At 71.2% G+C, this 25153-nt stretch carries 20 protein-coding genes and 1 pseudogene; 11 read left to right on the top strand and 10 right to left on the bottom strand.

Annotated elements, in window-relative coordinates:
- The first annotated feature begins 22 nt into the window (after window positions 1-22).
- The 3 genes from ACQ86M_RS01550 to ACQ86M_RS01560 all read left to right on the top strand — a co-directional run bounded on the left by ACQ86M_RS01550 (window position 23) and on the right by ACQ86M_RS01560 (window position 4514).
- On the top strand, window positions 23-1459 hold the full coding sequence (locus ACQ86M_RS01550) for an NAD(P)H-quinone dehydrogenase (protein ID WP_431220420.1): 1437 nt from the start codon (window positions 23-25) through the stop codon (window positions 1457-1459).
- A gap of 15 nt (window positions 1460-1474) precedes the next feature.
- Entirely contained in the window at window positions 1475-3349 is a 1875-nt protein-coding gene (locus ACQ86M_RS01555; protein WP_431246806.1) for a cation:proton antiporter, read from the top strand.
- A 307-nt stretch (window positions 3350-3656) separates the two neighbouring features.
- Window positions 3657-4514, top strand: a complete 858-nt coding sequence (locus ACQ86M_RS01560; protein ID WP_431246807.1) for a hypothetical protein — start codon at window positions 3657-3659, stop codon at window positions 4512-4514.
- A 7-nt stretch (window positions 4515-4521) separates the two neighbouring features.
- Here the strand turns inward: ACQ86M_RS01560 and ACQ86M_RS01565 are convergent, their stop codons facing one another.
- Window positions 4522-6285, bottom strand: coding sequence for an acetyl/propionyl/methylcrotonyl-CoA carboxylase subunit alpha (locus ACQ86M_RS01565; RefSeq protein WP_431246808.1), 1764 nt, complete (start codon window positions 6283-6285; stop codon window positions 4522-4524).
- 94 nt (window positions 6286-6379) lie between these two features.
- Window positions 6380-7018, bottom strand: coding sequence for a Maf family protein (locus ACQ86M_RS01570; RefSeq protein ID WP_431221398.1), 639 nt, complete (start codon window positions 7016-7018; stop codon window positions 6380-6382).
- Between the two features lie 24 nt (window positions 7019-7042).
- Between ACQ86M_RS01570 and ACQ86M_RS01575 the strand changes: the two are divergent.
- The 4 genes and pseudogenes from ACQ86M_RS01575 (at window position 7043) to ACQ86M_RS01590 (ending at window position 11368) form a co-directional block, all read left to right on the top strand.
- A pseudogene (locus ACQ86M_RS01575) lies at window positions 7043-8355 on the top strand (class I SAM-dependent RNA methyltransferase).
- Window positions 8356-8399: 44 nt separating this feature from the next.
- Window positions 8400-9059, top strand: a complete 660-nt coding sequence (locus ACQ86M_RS01580; RefSeq protein ID WP_431220423.1) for a response regulator transcription factor — start codon at window positions 8400-8402, stop codon at window positions 9057-9059.
- A gap of 180 nt (window positions 9060-9239) precedes the next feature.
- The gene (locus tag ACQ86M_RS01585; RefSeq protein WP_431246809.1) at window positions 9240-10349 is read left to right on the top strand and encodes an ATP-binding protein; all 1110 of its coding nucleotides are present in this window, start codon (window positions 9240-9242) and stop codon (window positions 10347-10349) included.
- The gene (locus tag ACQ86M_RS01590) at window positions 10346-11368 is read left to right on the top strand and encodes a hypothetical protein (RefSeq protein ID WP_431220425.1); all 1023 of its coding nucleotides are present in this window, start codon (window positions 10346-10348) and stop codon (window positions 11366-11368) included. Before ACQ86M_RS01585 ends, ACQ86M_RS01590 begins: the two co-directional genes overlap by 4 nt.
- Window positions 11369-11862: 494 nt before the next feature.
- Here ACQ86M_RS01590 and ACQ86M_RS01595 read toward each other — a convergent pair whose 3' ends face one another.
- Both ACQ86M_RS01595 and ACQ86M_RS01600 read right to left on the bottom strand, forming a co-directional pair.
- Complete coding sequence (locus tag ACQ86M_RS01595; RefSeq protein ID WP_431246810.1) at window positions 11863-12117, bottom strand: acyl-CoA carboxylase epsilon subunit; 255 nt, start codon at window positions 12115-12117, stop codon at window positions 11863-11865.
- Window positions 12114-13736, bottom strand: a complete 1623-nt coding sequence (locus ACQ86M_RS01600) for an acyl-CoA carboxylase subunit beta (RefSeq protein WP_431246811.1) — start codon at window positions 13734-13736, stop codon at window positions 12114-12116. The genes ACQ86M_RS01595 and ACQ86M_RS01600 overlap by 4 nt, the downstream gene beginning before the upstream one ends.
- 94 nt (window positions 13737-13830) lie before the next feature.
- Here ACQ86M_RS01600 and ACQ86M_RS01605 point away from each other — a divergent pair, with 94 nt between their 5' ends.
- Both ACQ86M_RS01605 and ACQ86M_RS01610 read left to right on the top strand, forming a co-directional pair.
- Complete coding sequence (locus ACQ86M_RS01605; RefSeq protein ID WP_431246812.1) at window positions 13831-14592, top strand: biotin--[acetyl-CoA-carboxylase] ligase; 762 nt, start codon at window positions 13831-13833, stop codon at window positions 14590-14592.
- A gap of 6 nt (window positions 14593-14598) precedes the next feature.
- Window positions 14599-15156, top strand: a complete 558-nt coding sequence (locus tag ACQ86M_RS01610) for a PH domain-containing protein (RefSeq protein ID WP_431220428.1) — start codon at window positions 14599-14601, stop codon at window positions 15154-15156.
- Here ACQ86M_RS01610 and ACQ86M_RS01615 read toward each other — a convergent pair.
- Window positions 15118-15711: a GtrA family protein gene (locus tag ACQ86M_RS01615; RefSeq protein WP_431246813.1), complete on the bottom strand. Its 594-nt coding sequence runs from the start codon at window positions 15709-15711 to the stop codon at window positions 15118-15120. The genes ACQ86M_RS01610 and ACQ86M_RS01615 overlap by 39 nt on opposite strands.
- Window positions 15712-15828: 117 nt before the next feature.
- Between ACQ86M_RS01615 and ACQ86M_RS01620 the strand changes: the two genes are divergently transcribed.
- Entirely contained in the window at window positions 15829-16968 is a 1140-nt protein-coding gene (locus tag ACQ86M_RS01620) for a 5-(carboxyamino)imidazole ribonucleotide synthase (RefSeq protein ID WP_431246814.1), read from the top strand.
- 1 nt (window position 16969) lies between these two features.
- Here the strand turns inward: ACQ86M_RS01620 and ACQ86M_RS01625 are convergent, their stop codons facing one another.
- Together ACQ86M_RS01625 and purE are read right to left on the bottom strand one after the other, a co-directional pair.
- Window positions 16970-18328: an LCP family protein gene (locus ACQ86M_RS01625; RefSeq protein ID WP_431246815.1), complete on the bottom strand. Its 1359-nt coding sequence runs from the start codon at window positions 18326-18328 to the stop codon at window positions 16970-16972.
- Window positions 18329-18338: 10 nt separating this feature from the next.
- Entirely contained in the window at window positions 18339-18842 is a 504-nt protein-coding gene (gene purE / locus ACQ86M_RS01630) for a 5-(carboxyamino)imidazole ribonucleotide mutase (RefSeq protein WP_431220432.1), read from the bottom strand.
- Window positions 18843-18980: 138 nt separating this feature from the next.
- Between purE and ACQ86M_RS01635 the strand changes: the two genes are divergently transcribed.
- Window positions 18981-20252, top strand: a complete 1272-nt coding sequence (locus tag ACQ86M_RS01635) for an acyltransferase family protein (RefSeq protein WP_431246816.1) — start codon at window positions 18981-18983, stop codon at window positions 20250-20252.
- Here ACQ86M_RS01635 and ACQ86M_RS01640 read toward each other — a convergent pair.
- From ACQ86M_RS01640 to ACQ86M_RS01650, 3 genes are all read right to left on the bottom strand, one after another.
- Complete coding sequence (locus ACQ86M_RS01640; RefSeq protein WP_431246817.1) at window positions 20229-21446, bottom strand: acyltransferase family protein; 1218 nt, start codon at window positions 21444-21446, stop codon at window positions 20229-20231. The genes ACQ86M_RS01635 and ACQ86M_RS01640 overlap by 24 nt on opposite strands.
- A gap of 32 nt (window positions 21447-21478) precedes the next feature.
- Entirely contained in the window at window positions 21479-22624 is a 1146-nt protein-coding gene (locus ACQ86M_RS01645) for a glycosyltransferase family 4 protein (protein ID WP_431246818.1), read from the bottom strand.
- Window positions 22625-22735: 111 nt separating this feature from the next.
- A complete protein-coding gene (locus ACQ86M_RS01650) occupies window positions 22736-25114 on the bottom strand; it encodes a cell wall-binding repeat-containing protein (RefSeq protein WP_431246819.1) in 2379 nt (792 codons plus the stop codon).
- Window positions 25115-25153: the final 39 nt, after the last annotated feature.

Below are 25153 nucleotides of genomic sequence, written 5' to 3' on the forward strand. Positions count from 1 at the left end.
CCCCATACGGAAGAATGGGGGCATGGCGTATGAATTCGAGCGCAAACAGCGCATCGCGGTGCTCGGCGGCGGTCCGGGCGGTTACGAGGCGGCGCTCGCGGGTGCGCAGCTGGGTGCGGACGTGACGCTGGTCGAGCGTTCGGGAGTCGGCGGCTCGGCCGTCATCACCGATGTGGTGCCCTCCAAGAGCCTCATCGCCACCGCAGAGGCCACCAACTCCATCGGCGAGGCGACCGACCTCGGCGTGCAGTTCTTCTCGCGCGGCGAGACCGGCAAGCCGGTCCGGCCCGAGGTCGCCGTCAACCTCGCGGCGGTGAACAAGCGCCTGATCGGCCTCGCACGGCAGCAGTCGGAGGACATGCGGGCCGAGCTCGTCCGATCGGGCGTGCGCATCGTGAACGGCGAGGGCCGGCTCGACGGCGCCGGCGCGATCATCGTCTCCACCGCGAAGGGCGATTCGGGCACCGACTTCGACCGGGTGGAGGCCGACACGCTCGTCATCGCCGTCGGCGCCAGCCCGCGCGTCCTGCCGTCCGCGGTGCCCGACGGGGAGCGCATCCTCACCTGGACGCAGCTCTACGACCTGCAGTCCGTCCCGTCGCACCTCATCGTGGTCGGCTCCGGCGTCACGGGCGCGGAGTTCGCCTCGGCGTACACCGCGCTCGGCTCGAAGGTCACGCTCATCTCGTCGCGCGACCAGGTGCTGCCGGGCGAGGACGCCGACGCGGCCGGCGTGATCGAGAACGTCTTCCGTCGCAACGGCATGCAGGTGCTGTCGAAGTCGCGTGCCGAGTCGGTCGTCCGCACCGAGAACGGAGTGGTCGCGACACTCACCGACGGGCGCACGGTCGAGGGGTCGCACTGTCTGATGGCGGTCGGCTCGGTGCCGAACACCGACGGGATCGGGCTCGAGGAGGCCGGCGTCCAGGTCACCAAGAACGGCAACATCCGGGTCAACCGGGTCGCACGCACGTCCATCCCGAACATCTACGCGGCCGGCGACTGCTCCGACTCGCTGCCGCTCGCCTCGGTCGCCTCGATGCAGGGCCGCACGGCGGTCTTCCACGCGATGGGCGACGCCGTGAACCCGATCGAGCTGCGCAACGTCACGTCGAACATCTTCACCCAGCCCGAGATCGCCACGGTCGGCTGGAGCCAGAAGCAGATCGAGGAGGGCATCGCGCAGGGCGACATCTACAAGCTGCCGCTCAAGTCGAACCCCCGCGCCAAGATGCTGGGCATCCGCGACGGCTTCGTCAAGCTCTTCGCACGGACGGGGTCCGGCACAGTGATCGGCGGCGTGATCGTCGCACCGCGCGCCTCCGAACTCATCTTCCCGCTGGCGCTCGCCGTGGAGCAGCGCCTGACGGTCGACCAGGTGGCGCGCGCCTTCACGGTGTACCCGTCCCTCTCCGGCTCGATCACCGACGCTGCGCGCGCCATGCACATCGTCGTCTGACAGGAAGGCCGGGGGATGGAGATCGCGCTCGTCATCGGCGTCCTCGCCGTTTTGACGATCGCGGCCGCGACGACGATCGGGCCGAAGTTCGGCGTCGCATCGCCGCTCATCCTCGTGGTGGTCGGCATCCTCGTCAGCCTGCTCCCGTTCGTGCCGGCGGTCGTCATCGAGCCGGAGTGGATCATCGCGGGCGTTCTGCCGCCCCTGCTGTACTCGGCGTCGGTCTCCATGCCGGCGATGAACTTCCGGCGTGAGTTCGGAGCGATCGGCGGCCTGTCCGTGGTCCTCGTGATCCTCAGCTCGGTGCTGCTCGGACTCTTCTTCGCTTGGGCGATCCCCGGGCTCGGCCTCGGCTGGGGCATCGCCCTGGGCGCGATCGTGAGCCCGACCGATGCCGTCGCGACCGGGATCGTCAAGCGGGCGGGCGTCTCACCGCGCGTGGTCGCCATCCTCGAAGGGGAGAGCCTCCTCAACGACGCCACCGCGCTCGTGCTGCTCAGGGCCGCGATCGCGGCGGCCGCCGCTTCCTTCACCGTCGGCGCCGTGACGCTCTCGTTCTTCTACTCGGTGGTGATCGCCGTCGTATTCGGCGGGGTCGTCGGATGGGCGAACCTGCGGGTGCGGAAGCGGGTGAAGGATGCGACCGTCAACACGGTCATCTCCTTCACCGTCCCGTTCCTCGCGTCCATCCCGGCAGAGGCGCTCGGCGCCTCCGGTCTGGTCGCGGCGGTCGTCGCGGGCCTCGTCACCGGCAGCCGCGCGCCGAGGCTGCTCTCGCCCGAGCACCGGCTCTCGGACGCGCAGAACTGGCGCACGGTCGAGCTGATCCTCGAGGGGATGATCTTCCTCACCATGGGGCTGGAGCTGTTCGGCATCCTGCAGAAGGTGCAGGAGGACCACGCGGGTGTGGCGCCCGCCGCGGCCATCGCCGCCGGCGCGCTTCTGCTCACGATCCTGGTCCGGGCGGGATTCGTCGCGCCCCTGCTCGCGCTGCTCGCGCGGCGCCATCGCCGGGGACAGCGCATGCGGCCGCGGCTGGAGCAGCTGCAGCAGCACCTGTCCGATCCGGAGGCGGTACGACGGGGGATCGCCGAACGGGCGGCGCCGGCGGAGGGGCGAGCGCTTGCGCCGGGCGCCGGGGGTACGGGCGGTGCTGCTGGCGGAGGTGCGGCGGTGGATGCTCCCGCCGACGCCGCGAGCGACGTCGCAGTGAGCGCTCCTCGGCTGCCCGATTCCGTATTCCACGACCCGCGGTCCCCGGGCGGGCGGCCGATTTCGGCCAAGCGGGCCGAGCGCCGACGGCGCCGTCTGTCCCGCCGCGGCGTCCCGACCGTCGAGAACATCGCCCGCTTCGGCACGCGCCTGCGCCGGCTCCTCGCGGACATCGAGTACTTCACCGGCGCGCCCCTCGGCTGGCGGGAGGGCGCGATCGTCGTGTGGGCCGGGATGCGCGGGGCCGTCACCGTGGCGGCGGCGCAATCGCTGCCCACCACGACCCCGGGCCGCTCCGTCCTGGTCCTCATCGCCTTCCTGGTGGCGGCGGGCTCGCTCCTGCTGCAGGGCGGGACGCTCGGTCTCGTGCTGCGGCTGGTGAAGCCGGCAGCTGCCGACCCGCAAGCCGAACGCGACGAACGCCGTCGCCTCATGGAGATGCTGTATGAGGCCGGCGCGTCCGTTCCTCTTCCCGCGACCACCGACCGTACTCCCGAGGCCTTCGCCGCTCACAAAGCCGCCCGTCTCGCCCGCATCCGGGCCCAGCGCGAGGCGCTGCTCGACGCGCGCGACGACGGCACCTTCAGCGCGGATGTCCTCGTCGGCGCCCTCAGCAACCTCGATGCGGACGAGATCAGCATCGACCTCGAGGGCAACCCCGCTGAGGCCACCGGCTGACGGGGTCGCGCGGCGGAGGAGGCCGGCGCCGGGACGGGTGCGATCTCCTCCCTTTCCCGCCTGCGCCGGAGTGTCGGCTGCCGGTCTCCTCCGTTTCCGCCGCGCATCCGCTCCCGCCGGTAACGGAGGAGGTCCCCGCCCGGCCTTGCCGCTCCCTCCTCCGCTTCCCGCGTTTCCCGGCGTGTCGCCGTCGAACTTCCTCCGTCCCCGGCATCGGTGAATCGTCCCCATCCGTCCGGTACCACGAGCTCTCCACAGATTTCGGGCAGCAGCCCCACGACATCCGCGCGACGGAGAGGATGATCGCATGACCTGGGCACGACACCTCCACCGTCTCGGCGGCGCGGCATCCACGAGACAGCTCCTCGATGCGGGTGCGACGGAGCACGAGCTGACAGCGGCCGTCGCGCGGGGCGCGCTGCTCCGACCACGAAAAGGCCGCTATGTGTCCGCCGGAGCGCCGGAGCCGGTGCGCTCCGCTGTCCGCGTCGGCGGCCGCCTGTCGTGCGTGTCCGCCGCCGAGAGCTATGGTCTGTGGGCGGGAACGGATCGGCGACTTCACGTGCTCGTGCCACCGCACTCGGGCAGATCCGCCGGCGGCGAGACGGACGTGGTCCGGCACTGGCGCCCGTGCGAGAGCCACCCAGAGATCTGCCGCGTGTCGTTGGCCGACTGCCTGCGGACGGTGGCCCGATGCGCCGACCCCGAGACGGCGGTGGCGGTGCTCGACACGGCGATCTCTTCAGGACAAGCATCGCTCCCGCGGTTGCGGCAGCTCTTCACCGGAGAGCCGCAGCGCTCCCGCACCCTGGCGGCACGCGCGCACCCTGGATCCGACTCGGGCGTGGAGTCGATCCTCCGACAACGCCTCGCCGCCCGCGGTCACGTCATCGAGCAGCAGGTGCACGTGCACGGCGTCGGGCTGGTGGATCTCCGGGTCGACGGGGTCCTCTTCGTCGAGGTCGACGGTTTCGCGTTCCACAGCGACAGGGAATCGTTCGAGCGTGATCGCGCGCGCGACACCGCGCTTGCACTCCGTGGCGCGCGATCGCTGCGCCTCACCGCCCGGCAGGTGCTCGACGCGCCCGCCGACGCGGTGGCCACGGTCGAAGCGGCCCTCGCGATGCTCGACAGAGAGGAGCGACATGTCGCCCTCGCGGTCTGAGCCGGAGTCAGACGATGTTGAGCAGCAGGTGTCCCGACGACACCGTCTCGCCGACGGAGGCGTTGATCCCGGAGACCGTGCCGTCCTTGTGGGCGGTCAGCGGCTGCTCCATCTTCATCGCCTCGAGCACCAGCACGAGGTCGCCCTTGACGACCGGGTCGCCGTCGGCAACCGCGACCTTGACGACCGTGGCCTGCATCGGCGCGGTCACGGAATCCCCCGTGGCCGTGTCGACAGAGTGCGCACCGCCGCGACGACGCGGGGCCGGGGAAGCGGCGGGCTCGCCGGCGCCGCCGCTGAGGAGCCTCGCCGGCAAGGAGACCTCGATCCGCTTGCCTTCGACCTCCACCACGACGTTGCTCCGGCGCTCCGCGGCAGTCTGCTCGCCCAGCTCACCGGACCAGGGCTCGATCTCGTTGACCCACTCGGTCTCGATCCAGCGCGTATACACCGAGAACGGCTCCCCGTCCTGCGGGGCGAAGGCGGGGTCGCGCACGATCGCGCGGTGGAACGGAAGCACGGTCGGAAGACCCGCGACCTCGAACTCGTCCAGCGCGCGACGGGAGCGCTCCAGCGCCTCCTCGCGGCTCGAGCCGGTGACGATGAGCTTCGCGAGCATCGAGTCGAAGGCGCCGCTGATGACGTCGCCCGCCTGGATGCCGCTGTCGACGCGGACGCCGGGGCCGCCCGCCGCCTTGAAGACGTGGACGGGACCGGGCGACGGGATGAATCCGCGACCCGCGTCCTCGCCGTTGATGCGGAACTCGAAGGAGTGCCCACGGGGCGCCGGGTCGTCGTAGTCCAGCTCGCCGCCCTCGGCGAGGCGGAACTGCTCGCGCACGAGGTCGATCCCGGTCACTTCCTCCGACACCGGGTGCTCGACCTGCAGGCGGGTGTTCACTTCGAGGAACGACACGGTGCCGTCCTTGCCGATGAGGAACTCGCAGGTGCCGGCACCCTGGTAGCCGACCTCCTTGAGGATGGCCTTGGAGGACGAGTACAGCTTCTCGGTCTGCTCGGGGGTGAGGAAGGGCGCGGGCGCCTCCTCGACCAGCTTCTGGTGCCGGCGCTGCAGAGAGCAGTCGCGCGTGGAGACGACGACGACATTGCCGTAGGCGTCGGCGAGGCACTGGGTCTCGACGTGGCGCGGCTGGTCGAGGTACTTCTCGACGAAGCACTCTCCCCGGCCGAACGCCGCGATCGCCTCACGGGTCGCCGACTCGAAGAGCTCGCCGACCTCCTCACGCGTGCGGGCCACCTTGAGGCCGCGGCCGCCTCCGCCGAACGCCGCCTTGATCGCGACGGGCAGCCCGTAGACGTCGACGAAATCGAGCACCTCGGCCGCGTCCGCGACGGGGTTCAGGGTGCCGGGAGCCAGCGGGGCGCCGACCTTCTCGGCCACGTGCCGCGCAGAGACCTTGTCGCCGAGCCGCTCGATCGCGTCGGGAGACGGCCCGATCCAGGTGAGGCCGGCCGCGATCACCGCGCGCGCGAAGTCGGCGTTCTCGGCGAGGAACCCATAGCCCGGGTGCACCGCGTCGGCGCCCGATCGCCGAGCGACCGAGAGGAGCTTGTCGATGACGAGGTACGTGTCCGCGCTCGTCGAGCCGTCCAGCGCGTACGCCTCATCTGCGAGGCGGACGTGGAGGGCGTCGCGATCCTGGTCCGCGTACACCGCGACGGACGCGATACCGCTGTCCTTCGCCGCTCGGATGACGCGGACGGCGATCTCCCCGCGGTTGGCGATCAAAACCTTGGTGATACGTGGCACAGTTCCCTAGCCTATTGCTCGATATCGAACGACATTTGGTCGATCCCCACAAAAATGGCCGACCGCAAACTCCTGGAGCCTACAACGGCCTGGTTCAGGCGACGCGATTCCAGAGGGACGTCCACTCCACGCCCAGTTCGAGCACGAGCCCGCGGAGCGTCGAGAGGGAGAGGCCCACCACGGTGCTCGGGTCGCCCTCGACGCGGGTGATGAACGGGCCGCCGAGGCTGTCGATCGTGAACGCGCCGGCCACCTCGAGGGGTTCGCCGCTGCCGACATACGCCTCGATCTCGGCGTCGGTGAGGTCCGCGAAGGTGACGGAGGCGGCGGCGACCGCGCCGGCGGCGGCGCTCTCGCGACCGTCGCGGTGGTCGATGAGCCAGTGGCCGGAGTGGAGGACACCGGTCTTCCCGCGCTGCTGACGCCAGCGGTCGCGAGCGACCTCCGGCAGGTGCGGCTTGCCGTGGATGGCGCCCCCGATCGCGAAGGCCGAGTCCCCGCCGAGGATGAGGCCGTCGATCGGCTCCCCATCCAGGGTGCCGCGCACTGCCTCCGCCTTCCTGCGGGCCAGCAGCTGGACCATGGCGGGCGCGTCCAGCGGCCCGTGCTCCGCTTCCGCGGCGGCGACGGCGGCCGGCTCGTCGACGTAGGAGGGCACGACGACAGGTTCGATGCCGGCCGCCCGCAGCAGGGCGAGCCGCGCGGGGGAGGTGGAGGCGAGGTAGAGGCGCATGGTCACCTATGGGATGCTCGAAGGATGCCCCAGAACGATGAGGGACGCCTCGCGAGACACGAGGTCGAGCTCGACATTACCAACGTCGCCCACGGAGGGGTCTTCGTCGCCCGCCACGAGGGGCGCGTCGTCTTCGTGCCCGACACGATGCCGGGCGAGCGCGTCCGCGCGCGGATCGGCGACACGAGCCACGAGCGGTTCTGGCGCGGCGAGGTCGTGGAGGTGCTCGAGGCGTCTCCCGAGCGGCAGCCGCACGTCTGGGGTGCCGCCTCCGTCGAGCGGCCTCCGGCCGAGCGGGCGGGCGGTGCGGAGTTCGGCCACATCCGCCTGGAGCACCAGCGCGAGTTGAAGCGCCGGGTGATCGAGGATGCGCTGCAGCGCACGGCGAAACTCCCCCGGACGTGATCGCCGCGGCGGGCGTCGACGGCGGTCCGGTCATCGTCGAGGCGGTGCCCGGGGAGACTTCGGACGGCACGGGATGGCGCACGCGCGTCCGGCTGCAGGTCGACGACCGCGGGCGGCTGGGTCCGTATGCGGCGCGGTCGCACACGGTCATCCCCGTGAGCGACCTGCCGCTGGCGACCGCGGCGGTGCAGGAGGCGGCGCCGTTCGGCCAGAGCTTCCCCGGCGCCGAGTCCGTGGACGTCGTGGCCACCGGACTCGGTGCATCGCACGTCCTCGTGAACGACGCCCCTGTGCGTTCCGGGAAGCGCGCGGCCCGGCCCCGGCGGCGCCCGGTCCCCATCCGGGAGCGGGTCGGCGAGCGGGAATTCCGCCTCGATGCGCGCGGCTTCTGGCAGGTGCATCGCGGGGCGGCGCAGACCCTCACGGAGGCGGTCCAGTCCGCGGTCGACGAGGCGCTGTTCGACCCGCGCGCCGCGAACCTCGACCTGTACGGCGGGGTCGGGCTCCTCGCCGCGGCGCTCGGCGACCGCTTCGGCTCCACGCTGCGGATCACCTCCGTCGAGAGCAGCGAGACGGCCACGGACGATGCCGCCGAGAATCTGGCCGACTGGGTGGGCGCGTCCGCTCTCACCGACCGCGTCGAGCGGTACGTCACCCGCATCGCCGCCGATGCCTCCGCCGCCGAGCGCGCTCGTCTGCGTGCGGCCACCGTCGTGCTCGACCCGCCGCGCTCCGGAGCCGGCCGGGACGTCGTCGACGCGCTCGGCTCGCTGGCGCCGGCCCAGGTCGTCTACGTCGCGTGCGACCCGGTCGCCCTGGCGCGCGACCTGGCCTTCTTCGCGGGTCACGGCTACGAATTGCGGGGGATGCGCGCCTTCGACCTGTTCCCGAACACGCACCACGTCGAGGCCGTCGCCACGCTGACGCGCTGACCGCAGGGCACGGTCGAATGCATTCACCCCCTACGATGGTCAACATGGTGCGGGTGGCAATCGTCGACGATCACGAGTCGGTGCGCCTGGGGCTGAAGGCGGCCTGTCAGGACGCGGGGTACGAGGTGCTGCTGACCGCACCCACGGTGGACGACTTCGTCGCCCAGCTGGGCTCCCAGGAGTGCGATGTCGTCGTGCTCGACCTGTCGCTCGGCGACGGGTCGAAGGTCACCGACAACGTCAAGCGGGCGCAGGCGACCGGCGCCGCCGTCCTGGTGCACAGCATCGCGGACCGGGTGGCCAGCGTGCGTGAGGCGCTCGCGGCGGGAGCCGCCGGCGTCATCCCGAAGTCCTCGCCCACGACGACCGTGATCAGCGCGATCGCGACCGTCGCCCGGGGCGAGGTGCTCAACAACCTCGAGTGGGCGACCGCGATCGACGCCGACAGCGACTTCGCCAAGGCGCAGCTCGGCCGGCGGGAGCGCGACGTGCTGCACCTGTACGCCTCCGGTCTTCCGCTCAAGGCCGTGGCCGCGCAGCTCGGCATCGCCAACTCGACTGCGCGCGAGTACCTGGACCGCATCCGGGTCAAGTACGTGGAGGTCGGGCGACCGGCCCCGACGAAGGTGGACCTGCTCCGGCGGGCGGTCGAGGACGGCATCCTCCCCGGGCTGGATCCCGAGACGGGCAATGAGCGTTCCTAGCGGGGTGCGCCCGGGGCTCCCACTGGAGTCCGTCAAACCCCGAAACCCCTCAGCCGCGCTCGTATCGAGCGCATCTCGGACCGGACGGTCTCGGCCTTCGGCCTCGTCTTCGGGCTGCAGACGCTCCCGACCGCGCTCGCCCAGTTGGGCGCTCTGCGTGAGCCCTGGGGTGCGGTCTGGATGATCGCCGTCTTCGGCGGTCTGGCGCTGACGGTGATCCTCGCGGTCATCCAGCGCGGCGTGAAGATCGCGATGGGCGTCCTCTCCGTCGTCTACCTCGCCGCCATCGTCACCTGGCCCTTGCTCGTCGACGACCCGTCCGCCTTCGCATCCGACAAGCCGTGGGTCTGGTTCCTCTGCTCCGTCTTCACGGCCTTCGCCGCGGTCGCCTATCCTCTCTGGCTGGCGATCGCGTACACCTTCATAGCGCCGATCGCCTACGGAATCGTCCGGGCGCTGCCGGCAGGCGGCGGAGCCGGATTCGAACTTGCCGCCTTCGACACGGTCTACGCGATGATCCTGGGCGGCGTCATCCTCGCCATCATCGCCATGATGCGCCAGGCGTCGAGCGCGGTGGACACGGCCCAGAGCCAGGCCCTCGCCCGCTACGCCAACGCGGTCCGGCAGCACGCGACCGAGGTAGAGCGCGTGCAGGTCGACGCCATCGTGCACGACAGCGTGCTCACCACGCTCCTCTCCGCAGCATCCGCCCGAACGCCCGAGCAGAAGGACCTGGCGGCCTCCATGGCCGCCGACGCGATCGGCCACCTGCACGCCGCCGAGGCGGCCGCCCCCGAGGACCAGTCCTCGGTCGGCCTCGACCGCCTCACCGAGCGACTGGTGACCGCCGCGAACGCATTCTCCTCGCCGTTCGAGGTGGCGGTGCGCGATGTGGAGCTGCACACCCTTCCCGTCAACGTGGCGGAGGCCGTGTACTCGGCCACCGTGCAGGCGATGGTGAACAGCATGCAGCACGCCGGCGGTCCCGAGGTGCACCGCAGCGTCTCGCTCCGGGGCGGGGGACCGGGCTCGACGGTCGAGGTCGTCGTCCGCGATGACGGGCGCGGGTTCACCGAGTCCGAGGTCCCGGCCGAGCGGCTGGGACTGCGGATCAGCATCCGCGATCGTCTCGCCAAGGTCGGCGGCCGGGCGCGCATCGAATCCGAGCCGGGCGCCGGGACCACCGTGACCATCGTGTGGCCGGCGGCCGAGCAGCAGACGCTCAGCGCCGCGGCCTCCGCCGCCCTCCACGAGTCCGTCGCGGTGCCGGGACGGGAGACGTCCGAGTGATCACCCTCAACCGCCTCCTCTTCCTCAGCCTCGGGGCGCTGTTCTCGGCGTATCACCTCTTCCTCGCCCTGTCGTCGCTGTCGACGCCGCGGTCCCCCACCCCGGCGATCGTCGCCATGGTGCTGTACGGCGTGGCGACGGTCATCAGCCTGTGGCCGACCAGCCCGACGAAGATGCCGTTGTGGCTGGCGGCCTTCGACCTGGCCGTCTGCGTCGTCATCCCCATCCTCGTGACGAGCCAGCTGGATCCGTCGAAGGACAACGGCTACGCGACCTGGTACGTCGCCGCGGTCGGTACGCTCATGACCATCTGCGCGGTGCGCCGGCAGCAGGCGGTCGCGTGGGCCGGGGTCGCCTTCCTGGCGGTGCAGACGGTCGTCTGGGCCGGTCTCGGCGCCCTCGCGGGTCTCGGCGTGATCGGTTCCGTCGTCTGGGTCGGTGTCGCCGTGGTGATCTCCGGCTCGCTGGCGAAGGCCGGTCGCGACGCCCTGCAGTTCGCCCGAGCGGAGCGGGAGGCCACCGAGTGGCAGGCCGCGCAGGAGGCGCACGTCATGGAGCGCCAGCTGCGGCTCCGCCAGACCTACCGGGTGGCCGCTCCGATGCTGGCCGAGATCGTGCGCCGCGGCGGCGATCTGACAGAGGCGGAGCGGCGGGAGTGCCGCTACCTGGAGGGCGCGATCCGGGACGAGATCCGCGGCCGGCGCCTGCTCAACGACGATGTCCGCCGTGAGGTGATGGATGCGCGCCGCCGCGGCGTGGTGGTCAGCCTCCTGGATGAGGGCGGCATCGACGACCTCGACCAGCGGGGTCTGGAGGCGGTGCTGCGGCGTCTCGCCGAGGCGATCCGCGGCACGACGACCGACAAGCTGATCGTGCGGACCGTGCCCCGCTCGTCCAAGACGGCGGTCACCGTCGTCGGACTCCGCATGTCGGACGACGGTGCGGCGAACGCGCTGGGAGCGGAGTCGGAGGACGACGAGGTCGACCTGTGGCTGGAGATCCCGCGCCCGGTGGCCTGACACCGCTGCGCCGCTCACTGCCGTTCTCTGGTGGCGATTTGTGCCAAATCGCGGTCATGGCGTGCCCCGAAGGTCGATTTGTGCCAAATCGCGTTTATGGCGTGCCCAGAAGGTCGATTTGTGCCAAATCGGACTTACCAGGCCGACACCGCCCCTTAACGAGGAGAAAGGGGCCGACACCCGAATTGTCGGCCCCTTTTCTAAACCCCGAGTCAGGGCGACAACCCGAATATCGCCCTGACTCGCCCCCAAAGCACTCGCCTGCTTACCCTAGTGGGCGAGTGATTGGCGGTGTGACTCACGAGGAGAGACACCTAGCAATATCTATAGTGGTGTGGCCCTCGGAAAATACATAGTCGTCATTTTGGAGGACAGTTGGGGGACGATTCACGACCCCCGTTCGAGGCGCATCCAGGAGTTGTCTGGCGCCCCGGACTCGAAGGAGTCCCCGATCGGGGTACACCGGCACTCCAGCGGGGCACCCGGACCCCGATTCAGCCCGAGAACGAGCGCCAGGCGCCGTTCCCCGGGCGGAGCTCCGAGCGGAGCGCGCGCTGCGTGCGCGCCCACGCATCCGGACCGCGCTCGGCCCGCGCCTCCTTGGCCGCGGCGGCCTGCTCGGCCGCGGCGGCCGCCAGCACGGCGGTCACCGCCGCGACCTCCTCCGCCGTGACGCCGCGCGTGAGGAACCGGAGCTGCGAGGGGTCGAGCGGCGACTCGCCGGCCGACGCCGCGTGCGCGCCGCTCACAGCGGGATGTTCCCGTGCTTCTTCGGCGGCAGCGAGGCCCGCTTGGTCCGCAGGGCGCGCAGCGCCTTGATGACGGAGACGCGGGTCGCCGCCGGCTCGATCACGCCGTCGAGCTCGCCGCGCTCGGCCGCGAGGAACGGGCTGGCCACGTTGTACGTGTACTCGTTCGCGAGCTTCGTGCGGACGGCCGCCACATCCTCGCCGGCCTCCTCCGCGCGCTTGATCTCACCGCGGTACAGGATGTTCACCGCGCCCTGACCGCCCATGACGGCGATCTCCGCGGTCGGCCAGGCAAGGTTGATGTCCGCGCCGAGCTGCTTGGAGCCCATGACGATGTACGCGCCGCCGTATGCCTTTCGGGTGATGATCGTGACGAGCGGCACGGTCGCCTCCGCGTACGCGTACAGCAGCTTCGCGCCGCGGCGGATGACGCCCGTCCACTCCTGGTCGGTGCCGGGCAGGTAGCCGGGCACGTCCACCAGGGTCAGGATCGGGATGCCGAACGCGTCGCAGAAGCGGACGAACCGCGACGCCTTCTCGCCCGCGTCGATGTTGAGCGTCCCCGCCATGGCGCTGGGCTGGTTGGCGACGATGCCGACCGAGCGTCCCTCCACGCGGGCGAAGCCGATGACGATGTTCGGGGCGAAGAGGGGCTGGACCTCGAGGAACTCGCCGTCGTCGACGACGCCTTCGATGATCGTCTTGACGTCGTACGGCTGGTTCGGCGAGTCCGGGATGATGGTGTTCAGGCGGCGGTCCGCGTCCGTGATCTCGAGCTCGGGCTCCGACTGGAACGTTGGCAGCTCGGCGAGGTTGTTCTGCGGCAGGTAGCTGAGCAGGGTGCGCGCGTAGTCGAGCGCGTCCTCCTCGTCGCTGGCCAGGTAGTGCGAGACGCCGGAGACCTTGTTGTGCGTGAGGGCGCCGCCGAGCTCCTCGAAGCCGACGTCCTCACCGGTGACGGTCTTGATGACGTCCGGTCCGGTGACGAACATGTGGCTCGACTTGTCGACCATGATGACGAAGTCGGTGAGGGCGGGGGAGTACACCGCGCCGCCTGCCGCCGGGCCCATGACGATGGAGATCTGCGGGATGACGCCAGAGGCGGCGGTGTTGCGGCGGAAGATCTCGCCGTACTTGCCGAGCGCGACCACACCCTCCTGGATGCGCGCGCCGCCCGAGTCGAGGATGCCGATCATCGGCACACCGGTCTTCAGTGCGTGATCCATGACCTTGATGATCTTCTCGCCCGCGACCTCGCCGAGCGAGCCGCCGAAGATGGTGAAGTCCTGGCTGAACACGGCGACGTTGCGCCCGTGGATGGTGCCGACGCCGGTGACGACCGCGTCACCGTACGGGCGCTTGGCCTCCATGCCGAACGCGTGCGTCCGGTGACGCACGAACTCGTCGAGCTCGACGAAGGACCCGTGGTCGAGCAGCAGCTCGATGCGCTCCCGGGCGGTCAGCTTGCCCTTCGCGTGCTGCTTCTCGATCGCGGCCTGACCGCTCGCGGTGACGGCCTCGTGGAACCGTTCCTTCAGGTCGGCGAGCTTGCCGGCGGTGGTGGTCAGGTCGGGGAGCTGTTCGGTCTGACGTGGTTCGGTGTCGGTCACGCCGTTCACTCTACCGGCCAGTCGAATGGGCGTGCCGTTGACGAAACCCTACAAATCCGCCCGCTCGCACTGAGGGAGAGCCCCAGTGCGAGAGACTGGGCGCGTGGAGTTCCGACGCAGCCGATCCATCGTCCCCGTTCTCGAGGTCCTGCCCGAGGCGGGCTCGACCAACGACGTCCTGCGCGCCCGGTCCGGCGACCTGCCCGACCTCGCGGTGCTGGTCACCGACAACCAGACCGGCGGCCGCGGGCGGCTCGGTCGTGCGTGGGTCACGCCGCCCGGGACATCGCTCGCGATCTCGGTGCTGCTGAAGCCCGTCGGCCTCCCGCCGGCGGCGCTGGGCTGGTTCCCGCTCCTCGCCGGCCTGGCGATGAGCCGCGCGCTCGGTCCGCTCGTGCCCGGCGGGGTGGAGGTGAAGTGGCCCAATGACGTCCTGATCGACGGAGACAAGGTGTGCGGCATCCTCGCGGAGCTGCTCCCCGGGATGTCGGGGCTCGTCGTCGGCGCCGGCGTGAATCTGAGCCAGACGCGGGAGGAACTGCCCACCGACACCTCCACCTCGCTCGCGCTCGCCGGGGCCGAGGGCGTCGACCCGGACGGCGTGCTCTCGGCGTATCTCATCCAGCTGACGAAGCTGTACCGCGACTTCCTGACCGCCGGTGGCGACCCCGTCCGCAGCGCACTGCGCGACGAGGTGGTGGAGGCGTGCCACACCATCGGTCGCCCGGTGCGCGTCCAGCTGCCGTCCGGCGGCGATCTGCTCGGCACGGCGGTCGGCATCGACGACGACGGACGGCTGATCGTGGAGTCGGATGCGGGCCGCACCGCGGTCGCAGCAGGCGACGTGACCCACCTGCGGTATTAATTGAGCATGAGCAGCACCCCGGACGGGACCCCAGCGCAGCCCGCCCAGCCGCCCGAGCGCATCATCGCCCGGCTGCGGACCAACGCCCGACGGCTCTTCTGGCCGAGCCTCGTGCTGATCGCTGCCGCCGGCGCGGTCGGCTACTTCGCCGGCCGGCTCGACGAGGTGTGGGAGATCGTGCTGCTGTGGTCGGCGGCCGCCGCCGTGGTGCTGCTGCTCTTCCTGCTTCCGCTCGCCGCGTGGCTGAGCCGCCGGTACACGATCACCTCGCGGCGGCTCATCATCCGGCACGGCTTCTTCGTGCGGGTGCGGCAGGAGCTGCTGCACAGCCGCGGTTACGACGTGAGCGTGCGGCGCACCTGGCTGCAGAGCATCTTCCGGTCAGGGGATGTGCTGATCAACTCCGGGCTGGAGCATCCGGTCGTGCTGAAGGACGTGCCGAAGGCCGATCAGGTCCAGCGCGCGCTCTCCGAGCTGATGGACCACTCGCAGACGGTCGTCGCCGTGCGGCGTCAGCAGTCGGAGTCAGTCACCGACGAGACCACGGTCTGGGGCGCTCGCTAGCGTCGAACCGGTGATCGGGGCCTTCTCGCGCAGAGGGCGCGCGGGAACGTGGGTCGCGGAGGAGAACTCGGCGCGGGCGGTGGCGCGGCTCGCACCAGCCGCAGCGCGCTCAGGCGAGAACACCCACCAGCGATAGAACGCGAAGCGGAACAGCATCCCCACGGCCAGCCCGACGATGTTCGCGGAGATGTTGTCGGCCACGGGGCTCTGCATGCCGAGCAGGTAATGCGACACCCAGATGCAGACGAGGGGGATGCCCGTCCCCGTGGCGAGGCTCACCGCGAAGAACTCGACCCCTTCGCGTGCGGCGTTGTGCTGGCGCTGGCCCGAGAACGCCCAGTACCGGTTGCCGATCCAGTTGGTGAGGATGGCGATGACCGTCGCGATCACCGTCGAGTAGATCGTCGCGTGCGGGACGCCGCGCAGCACGATGAGCAGCATCGCGTTGAAGACGACCAGGTTGACCGCGAAGCCGACCGCTCCGACAGCGCCGAACTTGATCAGCTGCGGGAGCAGTCGCGCCTTCTGCGCCGGTGTGCGGGTGTCGGTCGTCATGCCCCTGCCTGGAGATGCGGGAAGATGGTCACTGTTCGTCACAGTACGCGGGCGAGGTTTCCGGTACCTGTGAGTTCCCCCGACCAGCATGAAAAGTATCAGAGAGGTGGATGGGCCATGGCTAGTCAGATCGTCGGAGTGATCGGCGGAGGTCAGCTGGCCCGGATGATGATCCCGCCGGCTATCGAACTGGGCATCGAGATCCGCGTGCTGGAGGAGGCCGCCGGCATGAGCGCCGACATCGCCGCGACGGGCGTCGGCGACTACCGCGATCTGGACACGGTGCTCGCGTTCGCCGACACGGTTGATGTGATCACGTTCGACCACGAGCACGTGCCCCAGGCCATCCTGAACGAGCTGGTGTCGCGCGGCATCCCCGTGCACCCGGGCCCGGACGCCCTGCTCTACGCCCAGGACAAGCTGCACATGCGGGCGAAGCTGACGGAGCTCGGGCTCCCGGTGCCGGACTGGGCCGCCGTCGAGTCGGCCGACGAGCTCGGTGACTTCCTCGCCGACCACGGCGGGCGGGCGGTCGTGAAGACGGCGCGCGGCGGCTACGACGGCAAGGGCGTGCGGGTGGTGTCCGACGCGAGCGGAGCCGACGACTGGTTCGCCGCCCTCGCGGAGGACGGCCGCGGCGGCGCACTGCTCGTGGAGGAGCTGGTGCCCTTCCGGCGCGAGCTCGCCCAGCTGGTGGCCCGGCGTCCGTCCGGTGAGATCGCGGCCTGGCCGGTGGTGGAGACGGTTCAGCGCGACGGCGTGTGCGCCGAGGTTCTTGCGCCCGCACCCGGCGCTGCGGGGCGCGTGGCGCAGGCGGCGGAGGACATCGCGCGCCACGTGGCGGAGGGCCTCGGGGTGACCGGTGTGCTCGCGGTCGAGATGTTCGAGACGACGGATGGCCGGGTCCTCATCAACGAGCTCGCCATGCGGCCGCACAACAGCGGCCACTGGTCGATCGAGGGCGCGGTCACCGGCCAGTTCGAGCAGCACCTGCGTGCCGTGATGGATCTGCCGCTTGGCTCCACGGAGCCGCGCGCCGACTGGTCGGTGATGATCAACATCCTGGGCGGCCCCGCCGAGGGCACCCTGCAGGACCGGTACCCGGCGGCGCTCGCCGCGCATCCCGAGGCCAAGTTCCACGGCTACGGCAAGGAGCCCCGCCCGGGTCGCAAGGTCGGCCATGTGACCGTGAGCGGCGACGACCTCGACGACGTGGCGTACCGGGCGCGGGCCGCGGCGGCCTTCTTCGAGGGCTGAGCTACTTGGCAGCGGGCCCGGCGGTGGCCGGGTGCGTCGCCTGGCGCACCAGCTGCTGGATCTGGGTGTAGTCGGGGTTCTCCGGGTCGATCGTAGGCGGCACGAGCTCCAGCTGCTGCACCGGCAGCTTGCGCGTCTTGAGACCGAGGTCGACGAAGTAGCCGAGCATCGACTGCGGGATGTCCGTCTTCATCACCTGGGCGCCGGCCTTGGCGATGTCCTGGAACTTCGAGACCACGTTGACCGGGTTCACCTGCTTCAGGATGGCGTCCTGCAGCTGCCGCTGCCGCGCCATCCGGTCGTAGTCGCTCGAGCCGTGCCGGGCCCGGGCGTACCACTGGGCGTGGTAGCCGTCGAGGTGGCGGTTGCCGGGCTCGATCCACTCGACCACGCCGTTGAGGTTCTCGTCGCCGCCGATCGGGATGCGGTCCTTGACCGTGACGTCGACGCCGCCGACCGCATCCACCAGGTCGGCGAAGCCTTGCATGTCGATGAGCACGTAGTACTGGATGGTGAGTCCGGTCGCGCCCTCGAGCGCATCCCGCATCGCCTCGATGCCCGGTTCGCTCTTGTTCTTCTTCGCGTTCGGATACAGGTCGGGCTTGTACAGCTCCACCTCGGTGTAGATGGAGTTGAGCTGGCAGACGTCGACGTCGCAGCGGTCCTCGTAGCCGTAGCCGTCCGGGTAGAGCGCGTGGAGGGGCGACTTCTTCGGGAAGGGCACCGGGTCGAGGTCGCGGGGGAGTCCGATGGTGACGGCCTGGCCGGTGTTCGCGTCGATGCTCACGATGGACATGCTGTCCGGGCGCAGGCCCTCCCGGTCCGGTCCGGCGTCGCCGCCGAGCAGCATGATGTTGTACCGGCCGTCGACGGGAGGCTGCGAGGGGCCGGCCGAGAAGATGTCTCCGAGGGCGCCGCGGGCGGATCCTGCGACGACGGAGGCGTAGCCCGCGGTGCCGGTGATCCCGACGAGCACGAGCACGGAGAACGCGGCGATCCAGCCGCGGGAGTTGGGGGCGGTGCGCACCAGCCGGACGAGCCGGAGCGTGTCCAGGGTCAGCACGACCCAGAGCACCGCGTAGGCGATGAGGAGGACCTGCACGAGGGTGAGGCTGCCGGCCTGGGTGAAGAGCGTGTAGATCGAGGTCGGCGCGGCCAGGTAGAGCACGAGCGTCACGATCGCGAGCAGCCACAGCAGCAGCGTCGCCAGCACGCCGATCCTGCCGAGCCTGCGGTTGCCCGCGACCAGCTGCGCCGAGCCGGGGAGCAGGACGTTCATGGTCACGAGCCACCAGCCGCGCTTCGTCATCGTGCGGGACGAGGAGGCGTCGGGGTGGCGCAGGGGCGTGGCGATGGTCATGGGGTGCGGCTCACAGCTGGGCTTGGAGGGCCTGGTTCTTCTGCTCGACGCTCGCCTCGAGGTCGGCGGCGAACTGCGCGAGCTTCTGCGACAGCCCCTCGTCGGAGGTGGCAAGGATCTTGATGGCGAGCAGCCCCGCGTTGCGGGCTCCGCCGATGGAGACCGTGGCGACCGGCACGCCGGCCGGCATCTGCACGATCGAGAGGAGCGAGTCGAGGCCGTCGAGGCGCGCCAGCGGCACCGGGACGCCGACGACGGGCAGCGTGGTGACCGCGGCGAGCATCCCGGGCAGGTGGGCTGCGCCTCCTGCGCCGGCGATGATCACACGGATACCGCGGCCGGCCGCCTCCTTGCCGAAGCGGATCATCTTCTCGGGCGTCCGGTGGGCCGAGACGACCTCCACGTCGTGGGCGACATCGAACTCGCTCAGCACCCGCGACGCCTCCTGCATGACCGACCAGTCGGAGTCGGACCCCATGACGACGGAGACCAGCGGAGAGGTGAATGCGGGCATAGCGAACATGCTAGGTGCCTGCCCGTTCGCGGCCCGTCCGCCACGCGGAGCGCGCCCAGCTGACCCCTGAACGGGTCACAGGAACTGCCCAGGGCAAGCCCGTAGCGTCGCCCCCTTATGACGGGTACAGGTGTAGACGTGGGAGAGAAGACGATCGAAGCGAAGACGGGAAAGAAGTCGGGCGGCCGCCTGGCCGCGCTGGACGGCCTCCGCGGCGTCGCAGCCCTCGTCGTGCTGCTGCACCACGCCATGTACACGAACCCGGACTTCCCGGGAACCCCCGGCGGCGGCTCCGCACCGGCAGGCTCGGCGATGTGGTGGATCAGCTACACCCCGCTGAAGCTGTTCACCGCGGGCGTGGAGTCCGTGATCGTCTTCTTCGTGCTCTCCGGCCTGGTCGTCACCCTGCCGGTGATCCGCAAGCGCGGATTCGACTGGGTGGCTTACTTCCCGCGCCGCGCGGTGCGCCTCCTGGTGCCCGTGATGGCGTCGGTCGTGCTGGCGGCCGTCTGGGTCATGGCGATCCCGCAGACGTCGACGCAGCCCGACGGCACCTGGCTGAGCAACTCGTCCACATCGAACTTCGGGTGGGAGTACATCGTCAAGGGCTGGGACCTGCTCGGCGGTGACGGCCAGATCAACAACCCGCTGTGGTCGCTGCGCTGGGAGCTCGTCTTCTCGCTCGCACTGCCGATCTTCGCAGTGCTCGCCCTCGCCGTGCGCAAGTGGTGGATCGGCGGCCTGGCCGCCGCGTGCGCCCTCACCTACCTGGGTGTGCACGCCGACTCCGGCGAGCTCCAGTACCTGCCGGCCTTCTTCGTCGGCGCCGTCATCGCGGTGCGGCTGGAGGCCGTCCGCAACGTCGCCGAGCGCATCAACACCCACTGGTACCGCCACCCGCTGTGGGCCGGACTCACCGTCGGCAGCCTGCTGCTCCTCATCGCGCCGTGGCTCGTCGGCCCGAGCGTCGGCGAGATCCCGGAGCTGGAGTCCGTCCTCAAGGGCATGGTGCCGCTCGCGGCCGGAGGACTCGTCGTGGCGGCGCTCGGCTGGAAGCCGCTGCGGGCCGTCCTCGAGACCCGTCCGGTGCAGTTCAGCGGGACGATCTCGTTCAGCCTCTACCTCGTCCACGTGCCGATCATCATCTTCAGCACGTACCTCTTCGCTGACTCCGCCTGGTACGTCGGACCGTTCCTGTTCGGCATCCCGGTCGCGGTGCTGGTCGCGGTGGGCTTCACCTGGCTGATCGAGAAGCGCAGCCACGGCTGGTCGAAGGCCGTCGGTACGTGGGCGTCGCACCGGTACAGCACGTGGTTCGGGCGTGAGGCGGAGCAGGGAGCGGGCGACCGCGAGCGCGACGGCGAGCGGGAGCGCGACCGCGACCGCTCAGTCGCGGACGCTGGGCGCTAACTCCGTCGAGGGCGGCGCGGCGGGCTCCGGACGCGCGGCGAACGCCTGCGCGACCATCCGGCCGATGCGCTTCGACAGCCGGTGCGCGGGCTTCTCGACGGCGGCGTAGAACAGCGTGCCGACGACGAGCGCCACGGGGATGGCGAGCGCGCCGACCTTCAGCGGGCCCCAGCTCCCGAGCAGATAGCTGAGCGTGATGATGATCGGCACGTGGACGAGGTAGAGGCTGAACGAGATCGTCCCGAGCCAGCGGAACGGCTGGTGGGAGAGCAGCCGGGCGAGCAGACGCCACTCCAGGCAGCACAGCAGCAGCCCCAGCGCCGCGATCGGCTGCAGGGACTCCAGCACGAAGCCGAGGTCGGCGGATCTCGTCATCCAGTGCGAGACGAGCAGCACCATCGAACCCAGCGCGACGAGCAGCCAGACCGCCCATCCCCAGCGCCGGCTCGCGAGGGCGTCGCCCAGCCGGTGGATGCGGTCCAGCTGCGTCGCCGCGACGACGCCGAGGAAGAAGCCGGGCAGGTAGAGGAAGGCATGGGAGTTGGCGTAGAGCCCGATCAGGACGACCGCCACGACCAGCGCGATGAGCAGCGGCCAGCCGCGACGCAGCAGCACGGCCAGACCGACGAAGACGGGCAGCAGCACCGAGAAGGCCATCTCCCAGTAGATGGACCACAGCGGATTGTTGATGAACCAGGAGCCGAGGGTCGGGTCGAGGGAGCCGATCACATCCCACACGCCGAGCTGCGGTACGGAGGTGCCCGCCACCCAGGAGCTCATGGCGTGCTGCGGGAGCTGCGGGACGAGCAGCGCCAGGGCCGACGCGAACAGCAGCGACCCGACGACGGGGAGGCCGATCCGGGCGATGCGCCGCGGGTAGTACGACATCCACTCGAACGCGCGCGGGCCGAGCACCGGCAGGCTGAGGACGAATCCGGACAGCACGAAGAAGACGACGACCGCCTCCGGCCCCGCGGTGAAGATCTTCAGGGGCGTGTACGTGAACCACCAGCCGAAGCTGTACGGAGTCGGACCGCTCACCTCCGGGTTGAAGATGTACGCCGCGGCGATGGCCGGGGTCAGCAGCGAGGCGTGGTGCAGGAGGACGATGAACGCGGCGACGCCGCGCAGGCCGTCGAGCGACCTCAGGCGGATGCCGGTCGACGATGTGGATGCGGGAGTGGCAGGAGACATAGGCGTGGTGGCGGAGCGGTGGAGGCCCGGGATCAGAGGTCCGCGTGGAGCTGCCAGACGCGTTCGGCGGAGTCCCGCCAGCTGAACGCCCGAGCGCGGTCAGAGGCTAGCACGCGCAGCCGGGAGCGCAGGTCGTCGTCGTTCAGGACGCGGGCGATGGCCTCGGCGAGCCGCTCCGGGTAGCCGGTGTCGTGGTCGCCCGAGGGGCGCGTGACGGACAGTCCGGCCCCGCCGGCGACCTCGACGAGCGCGGGGTCGTCGGAGTGGACGACCGGCAGCCCGAACTTGAACGCCTCGACGACGGGCAGCCCGAAGCCCTCGGCGACGCTCGGGAAGACGAACAGCGTGGCCCGGTCGAGCACCACGGCGAAGTCGGGATCGTCGAGGCGGCCGAGCGCGCGCACGCGGTCCTCGGGGAGCCCTGCCGCGGCGGCGACACCGGAGGCCGACTTCTCGCCGACCCGGTCCGGGCCGACGATCAGGAGGGGCAGCTGCTCGGCCTCGGGCCGGGCGATCGCCTGGATGAGCGCGGTGACGCCCTTGCGCGGCTCGATGCTGCCGAGCGTGAGGGCGTAGCGCTCCGGGAGGCCCAGGCGCTGGGCGCGCTCGTCGGCGTCGGCGGGCAGGCGGAGGGTGGTGGCGGGGGCGCCGCCGATGACGCGGATGCGGTCGCCGAAGTCGACGTGCTCCGCCAGCCGGTCCGCCACGGCGTGCGTCGGGACCACCACGGCGTCGGCGAAGCGCCGGGCGCGCCGGGCCATCGCCTTGGTCCACGCGGTGGCGGCCGGGCCGAGCGTGGCGGGATGCGTCCACGCGAGGGAGTCGTGGATGGTGACCGCGAGCTGCTGGGCGGTGGTGGCGTGATCGTGCCGGCGGATCGGGGCGAGGAGGGTCGGGGCGTGCAGCATCCCGAGCGGGCCGCCGACGCTGAGGCCGGTCTGCCAGGCGAGCGACAGCTCTCGGCGCGCGAGCGGCAGGCGGGTCACTTCGCCGAGGCCGGGGAGGCGCTCGCGCAACGCCGCCAGCTCGTCGTCGCCGACGGCCGAGACGATCGCCTCGACGTCGCAGCCGGCAGGGGCCGTCGCGATCAGCTGGCGCGTCAGCTCCTCCGTGTAGCGGCGGGTGCCCCTCGGTGCGACGCCGACGAGGTCGTCGACGATCACTCTGAGGGTGGTCATCCTGCTCCCGTCTGGATCTTCACGCGCGTCCGTTCCGATCTATGAAACCATGACCCGGCCCGGAAGTTCCTGGACGCCGTCGGCGTCGACGACAGCGACCGCGGACGGCGGTCAGCAGGCGGCGAGGGAGTCCAGGCGGCTCCCCAGCGCCGCGGTGCCGCCCAGGAGGTACACCTTCTGCACGTTCTGGGCCGCCAGGTCGCCGAGGACCGACCGCGGCATGCACGATCCGTTCGAGGTGAACAGCGGGGCGCCCTTCGCGGCTGCGAGCGCGGATCCGGCCAGGGCGTCGGCGAAGCCGAGCCCGCTGGCCAGGTAGGCCGTGGTGTAGGTGGGGAAGGACACCCGACCGACGGTCTCGGCGGTCTCGAAGCGGTCGCTGCCGGAGAGGCGCTTCACGGTCACGCCGTTCTGGGCCAGGCCTGAGGCGACGCCGGCGGAGACGACGCTCGTCCCGCCGACCACGGTCACGGACTTCGTCCCCTTGGCGGCGAGGAACAGGCTGGTACCCGAGTCGATCCAGGTCGCGCTGCCGTACACGAGCAGAACCGGCGCACCGGCCGCCCCGGCTGCGGCACCGGCGGCCAGGGCGTCGGGGAAGTTCAGACCGGTGGCCACGAACGCAGCCGGGATCGCGTTGCCGAATGCCTTGGTGGCCAGCCGCTCGGAGGTGTCGTAGCGGTCGACCCCCGCTATCCGCTGGACCGTGGCGCCCAGCTGGGCGCCGATGCCGGCGAGCGATGACGCGATGCCCGGGGAGACCGCATTCACCCCGCCGACGATCACGATGCTCGTCGGCTTCAGCGACAGGATCTCGTCGCGCACCGCGTCCGGGAGGGTGTACCCGACCAGCAGGAGCGGGCCGCCCTCCTTGGCGGCGGCCGGACCGGCACTCAGCGCGTCGGGGTAGTTGAGCCCGGTCGCCACGTAGACGGTCTTCGCCGTCGTCGGGTAGGCCTGCTTCGCGATCGCGACACTCGTGGCGAAGCGGTCCGCTCCCGCGATGCGCTGCGTCGGGATGGCGACGATGGTCAGCGGTCCGGTGGTCGCCGGTCCCACCGAGTAGGTGCCGTACGCGGCGCGGGCGGTGTAGCTCGTGACTCCGGCGGGTGCTCCGGCCAGGGACACCGACCAGGTGCCGTTGACCACGCTGGCCACGCGGGCCGTGGACTCGTTCGCCAGCTGGACGCGGACGGTGGTGCCCGGCACGGCGCCGGCGATCGTGCCGGAGATCACTCCGCCCTGGGTGACCCGCCCGGTGACCGGAAGCGACGTGACCGCGACGGTGGCCGTGACCGAGACCGCCGGCTCCCAGCGCGAGGCGTACCGCGAGGTGACGCTCGAGCCGCCGGTCGAGGACACCAGCGGGTAGAAGGCCGTGAAGTAGTTCGGGTCGGAACACGCGACATCCGGCCCGGCGGAGACCAGCCCGACCGCGGTGCTTCCGATCATGGCGGCGCCGCCGCTGTCGCCGTGGTCGGCGCAGGTCGAGGCGATGATCGCGTTCACGGTGTGCGTGCCGTCGGTGTCGGCGACCGGGATCGAGTAATCGGTGTCGAGCACCTGCCCGCAGGTCCAGCCCGTGGTGGAACCGCTCTTGCACAGCGGGGCGCCCACGACGGCCGCCGCGACGCCGGTGACCGTCGCCGGCGCGGTGCCCAGCGGGGCGCCCGTGCCCCCGGCGCCCCAGGTCAGGGCGGCGGGCCGTGGTGTGTGACCGGCGGTCAGCGCGATGAGCGACGAGTCCGCACCGCCGCCGAACTGGTTGGCGCCGGTGACCCAGCCGCCCAGCGCTCCGCCCACGGTGCCGGGGGAGCCGGTGTAGGTGCTGGGAGCCGTCATCGAGAGCTCGTAGGTGGTCGAGGTCGGCAGCACGCAGTGCCCGGCGCTCAGCAGCTGCGGGGAACCGTTCGGCAGTGCGAAGCCGGGGAACGCCGCCGAGCAGCGGGCATCCTCCGACGCCGAGTGGATGAGGTACGGCTGGCCGCCGTAGACGTCGGCGAGCGGGTGGGCGGTGCCGGTCGGGACCGGGTGCTGCGGCGCCGTGCCCACGACCGCGGCGGCTCCCGCCTGCTGGGCGAGAGCCGCCGTCGCTGCGTCGGGGGAGTAGACGGTGAGCGCGGTCCCGTCCAGGCGGGCGCTCACCGTGCTCCCGGTGCGCTCGCGCAGCGCGGTGACGAGCGCATCCGCATCCTGAGCCGCCGCCGCCCGGGCCAGGTACTCGGCCGGGCTGATGTGGAGATCGCGCTCGACGGCCTTGGTGACGCCCGCGTCGAGCTTCGCGGCGGCCGCACCGAAGGCCTGCGCCGGCCGGGGGTGAACCTCCGGCAGCTCCGGCGGCGTGGCGTCGGAGCCTCCGTCGCCGGTGCCGGTCGGGGCGACGGCGATCGGCGCCGTGGTCTGCGCAGGCTCCGCCGACGCCTGGGTCGGCAGGCTGACGGTCGCCAGGAAGGCGGCCGCGGCCACGGCGAAAGCGAGTGCTCGGTTCACGTGAAGGTTCCCTCGTCGGTCAGCGAGGGTGCACCGGTG

The sequence above is a fragment of the Leifsonia xyli subsp. cynodontis genome, assembly GCF_050632205.1.
Lineage (GTDB): Bacteria > Actinomycetota > Actinomycetes > Actinomycetales > Microbacteriaceae > Leifsonia > Leifsonia xyli_D.

What these genes read in the sequence shown, in the direction of transcription:
- ACQ86M_RS01615 (WP_431246813.1), bottom strand. Translation starts at nt 15,711, where the DNA reads ATGACGACCGACACCCGCACACCGGCGCAGAAGGCGCGACTGCTCCCG.
- ACQ86M_RS01555 (WP_431246806.1), top strand. Translation starts at nt 1,475, where the DNA reads ATGGAGATCGCGCTCGTCATCGGCGTCCTCGCCGTTTTGACGATCGCG.
- ACQ86M_RS01645 (WP_431246818.1), bottom strand. Translation starts at nt 22,624, where the DNA reads ATGACCACCCTCAGAGTGATCGTCGACGACCTCGTCGGCGTCGCACCG.
- ACQ86M_RS01560 (WP_431246807.1), top strand. Translation starts at nt 3,657, where the DNA reads ATGACCTGGGCACGACACCTCCACCGTCTCGGCGGCGCGGCATCCACG.
- ACQ86M_RS01625 (WP_431246815.1), bottom strand. Translation starts at nt 18,328, where the DNA reads ATGACCATCGCCACGCCCCTGCGCCACCCCGACGCCTCCTCGTCCCGC.
- purE (WP_431220432.1), bottom strand. Translation starts at nt 18,842, where the DNA reads ATGCCCGCATTCACCTCTCCGCTGGTCTCCGTCGTCATGGGGTCCGAC.
- ACQ86M_RS01570 (WP_431221398.1), bottom strand. Translation starts at nt 7,018, where the DNA reads ATGCGCCTCTACCTCGCCTCCACCTCCCCCGCGCGGCTCGCCCTGCTG.
- ACQ86M_RS01610 (WP_431220428.1), top strand. Translation starts at nt 14,599, where the DNA reads ATGAGCAGCACCCCGGACGGGACCCCAGCGCAGCCCGCCCAGCCGCCC.
- ACQ86M_RS01585 (WP_431246809.1), top strand. Translation starts at nt 9,240, where the DNA reads ATGATCGCCGTCTTCGGCGGTCTGGCGCTGACGGTGATCCTCGCGGTC.
- ACQ86M_RS01620 (WP_431246814.1), top strand. Translation starts at nt 15,829, where the DNA reads ATGGCTAGTCAGATCGTCGGAGTGATCGGCGGAGGTCAGCTGGCCCGG.
- ACQ86M_RS01580 (WP_431220423.1), top strand. Translation starts at nt 8,400, where the DNA reads ATGGTGCGGGTGGCAATCGTCGACGATCACGAGTCGGTGCGCCTGGGG.
- ACQ86M_RS01550 (WP_431220420.1), top strand. Translation starts at nt 23, where the DNA reads ATGGCGTATGAATTCGAGCGCAAACAGCGCATCGCGGTGCTCGGCGGC.
- ACQ86M_RS01640 (WP_431246817.1), bottom strand. Translation starts at nt 21,446, where the DNA reads ATGTCTCCTGCCACTCCCGCATCCACATCGTCGACCGGCATCCGCCTG.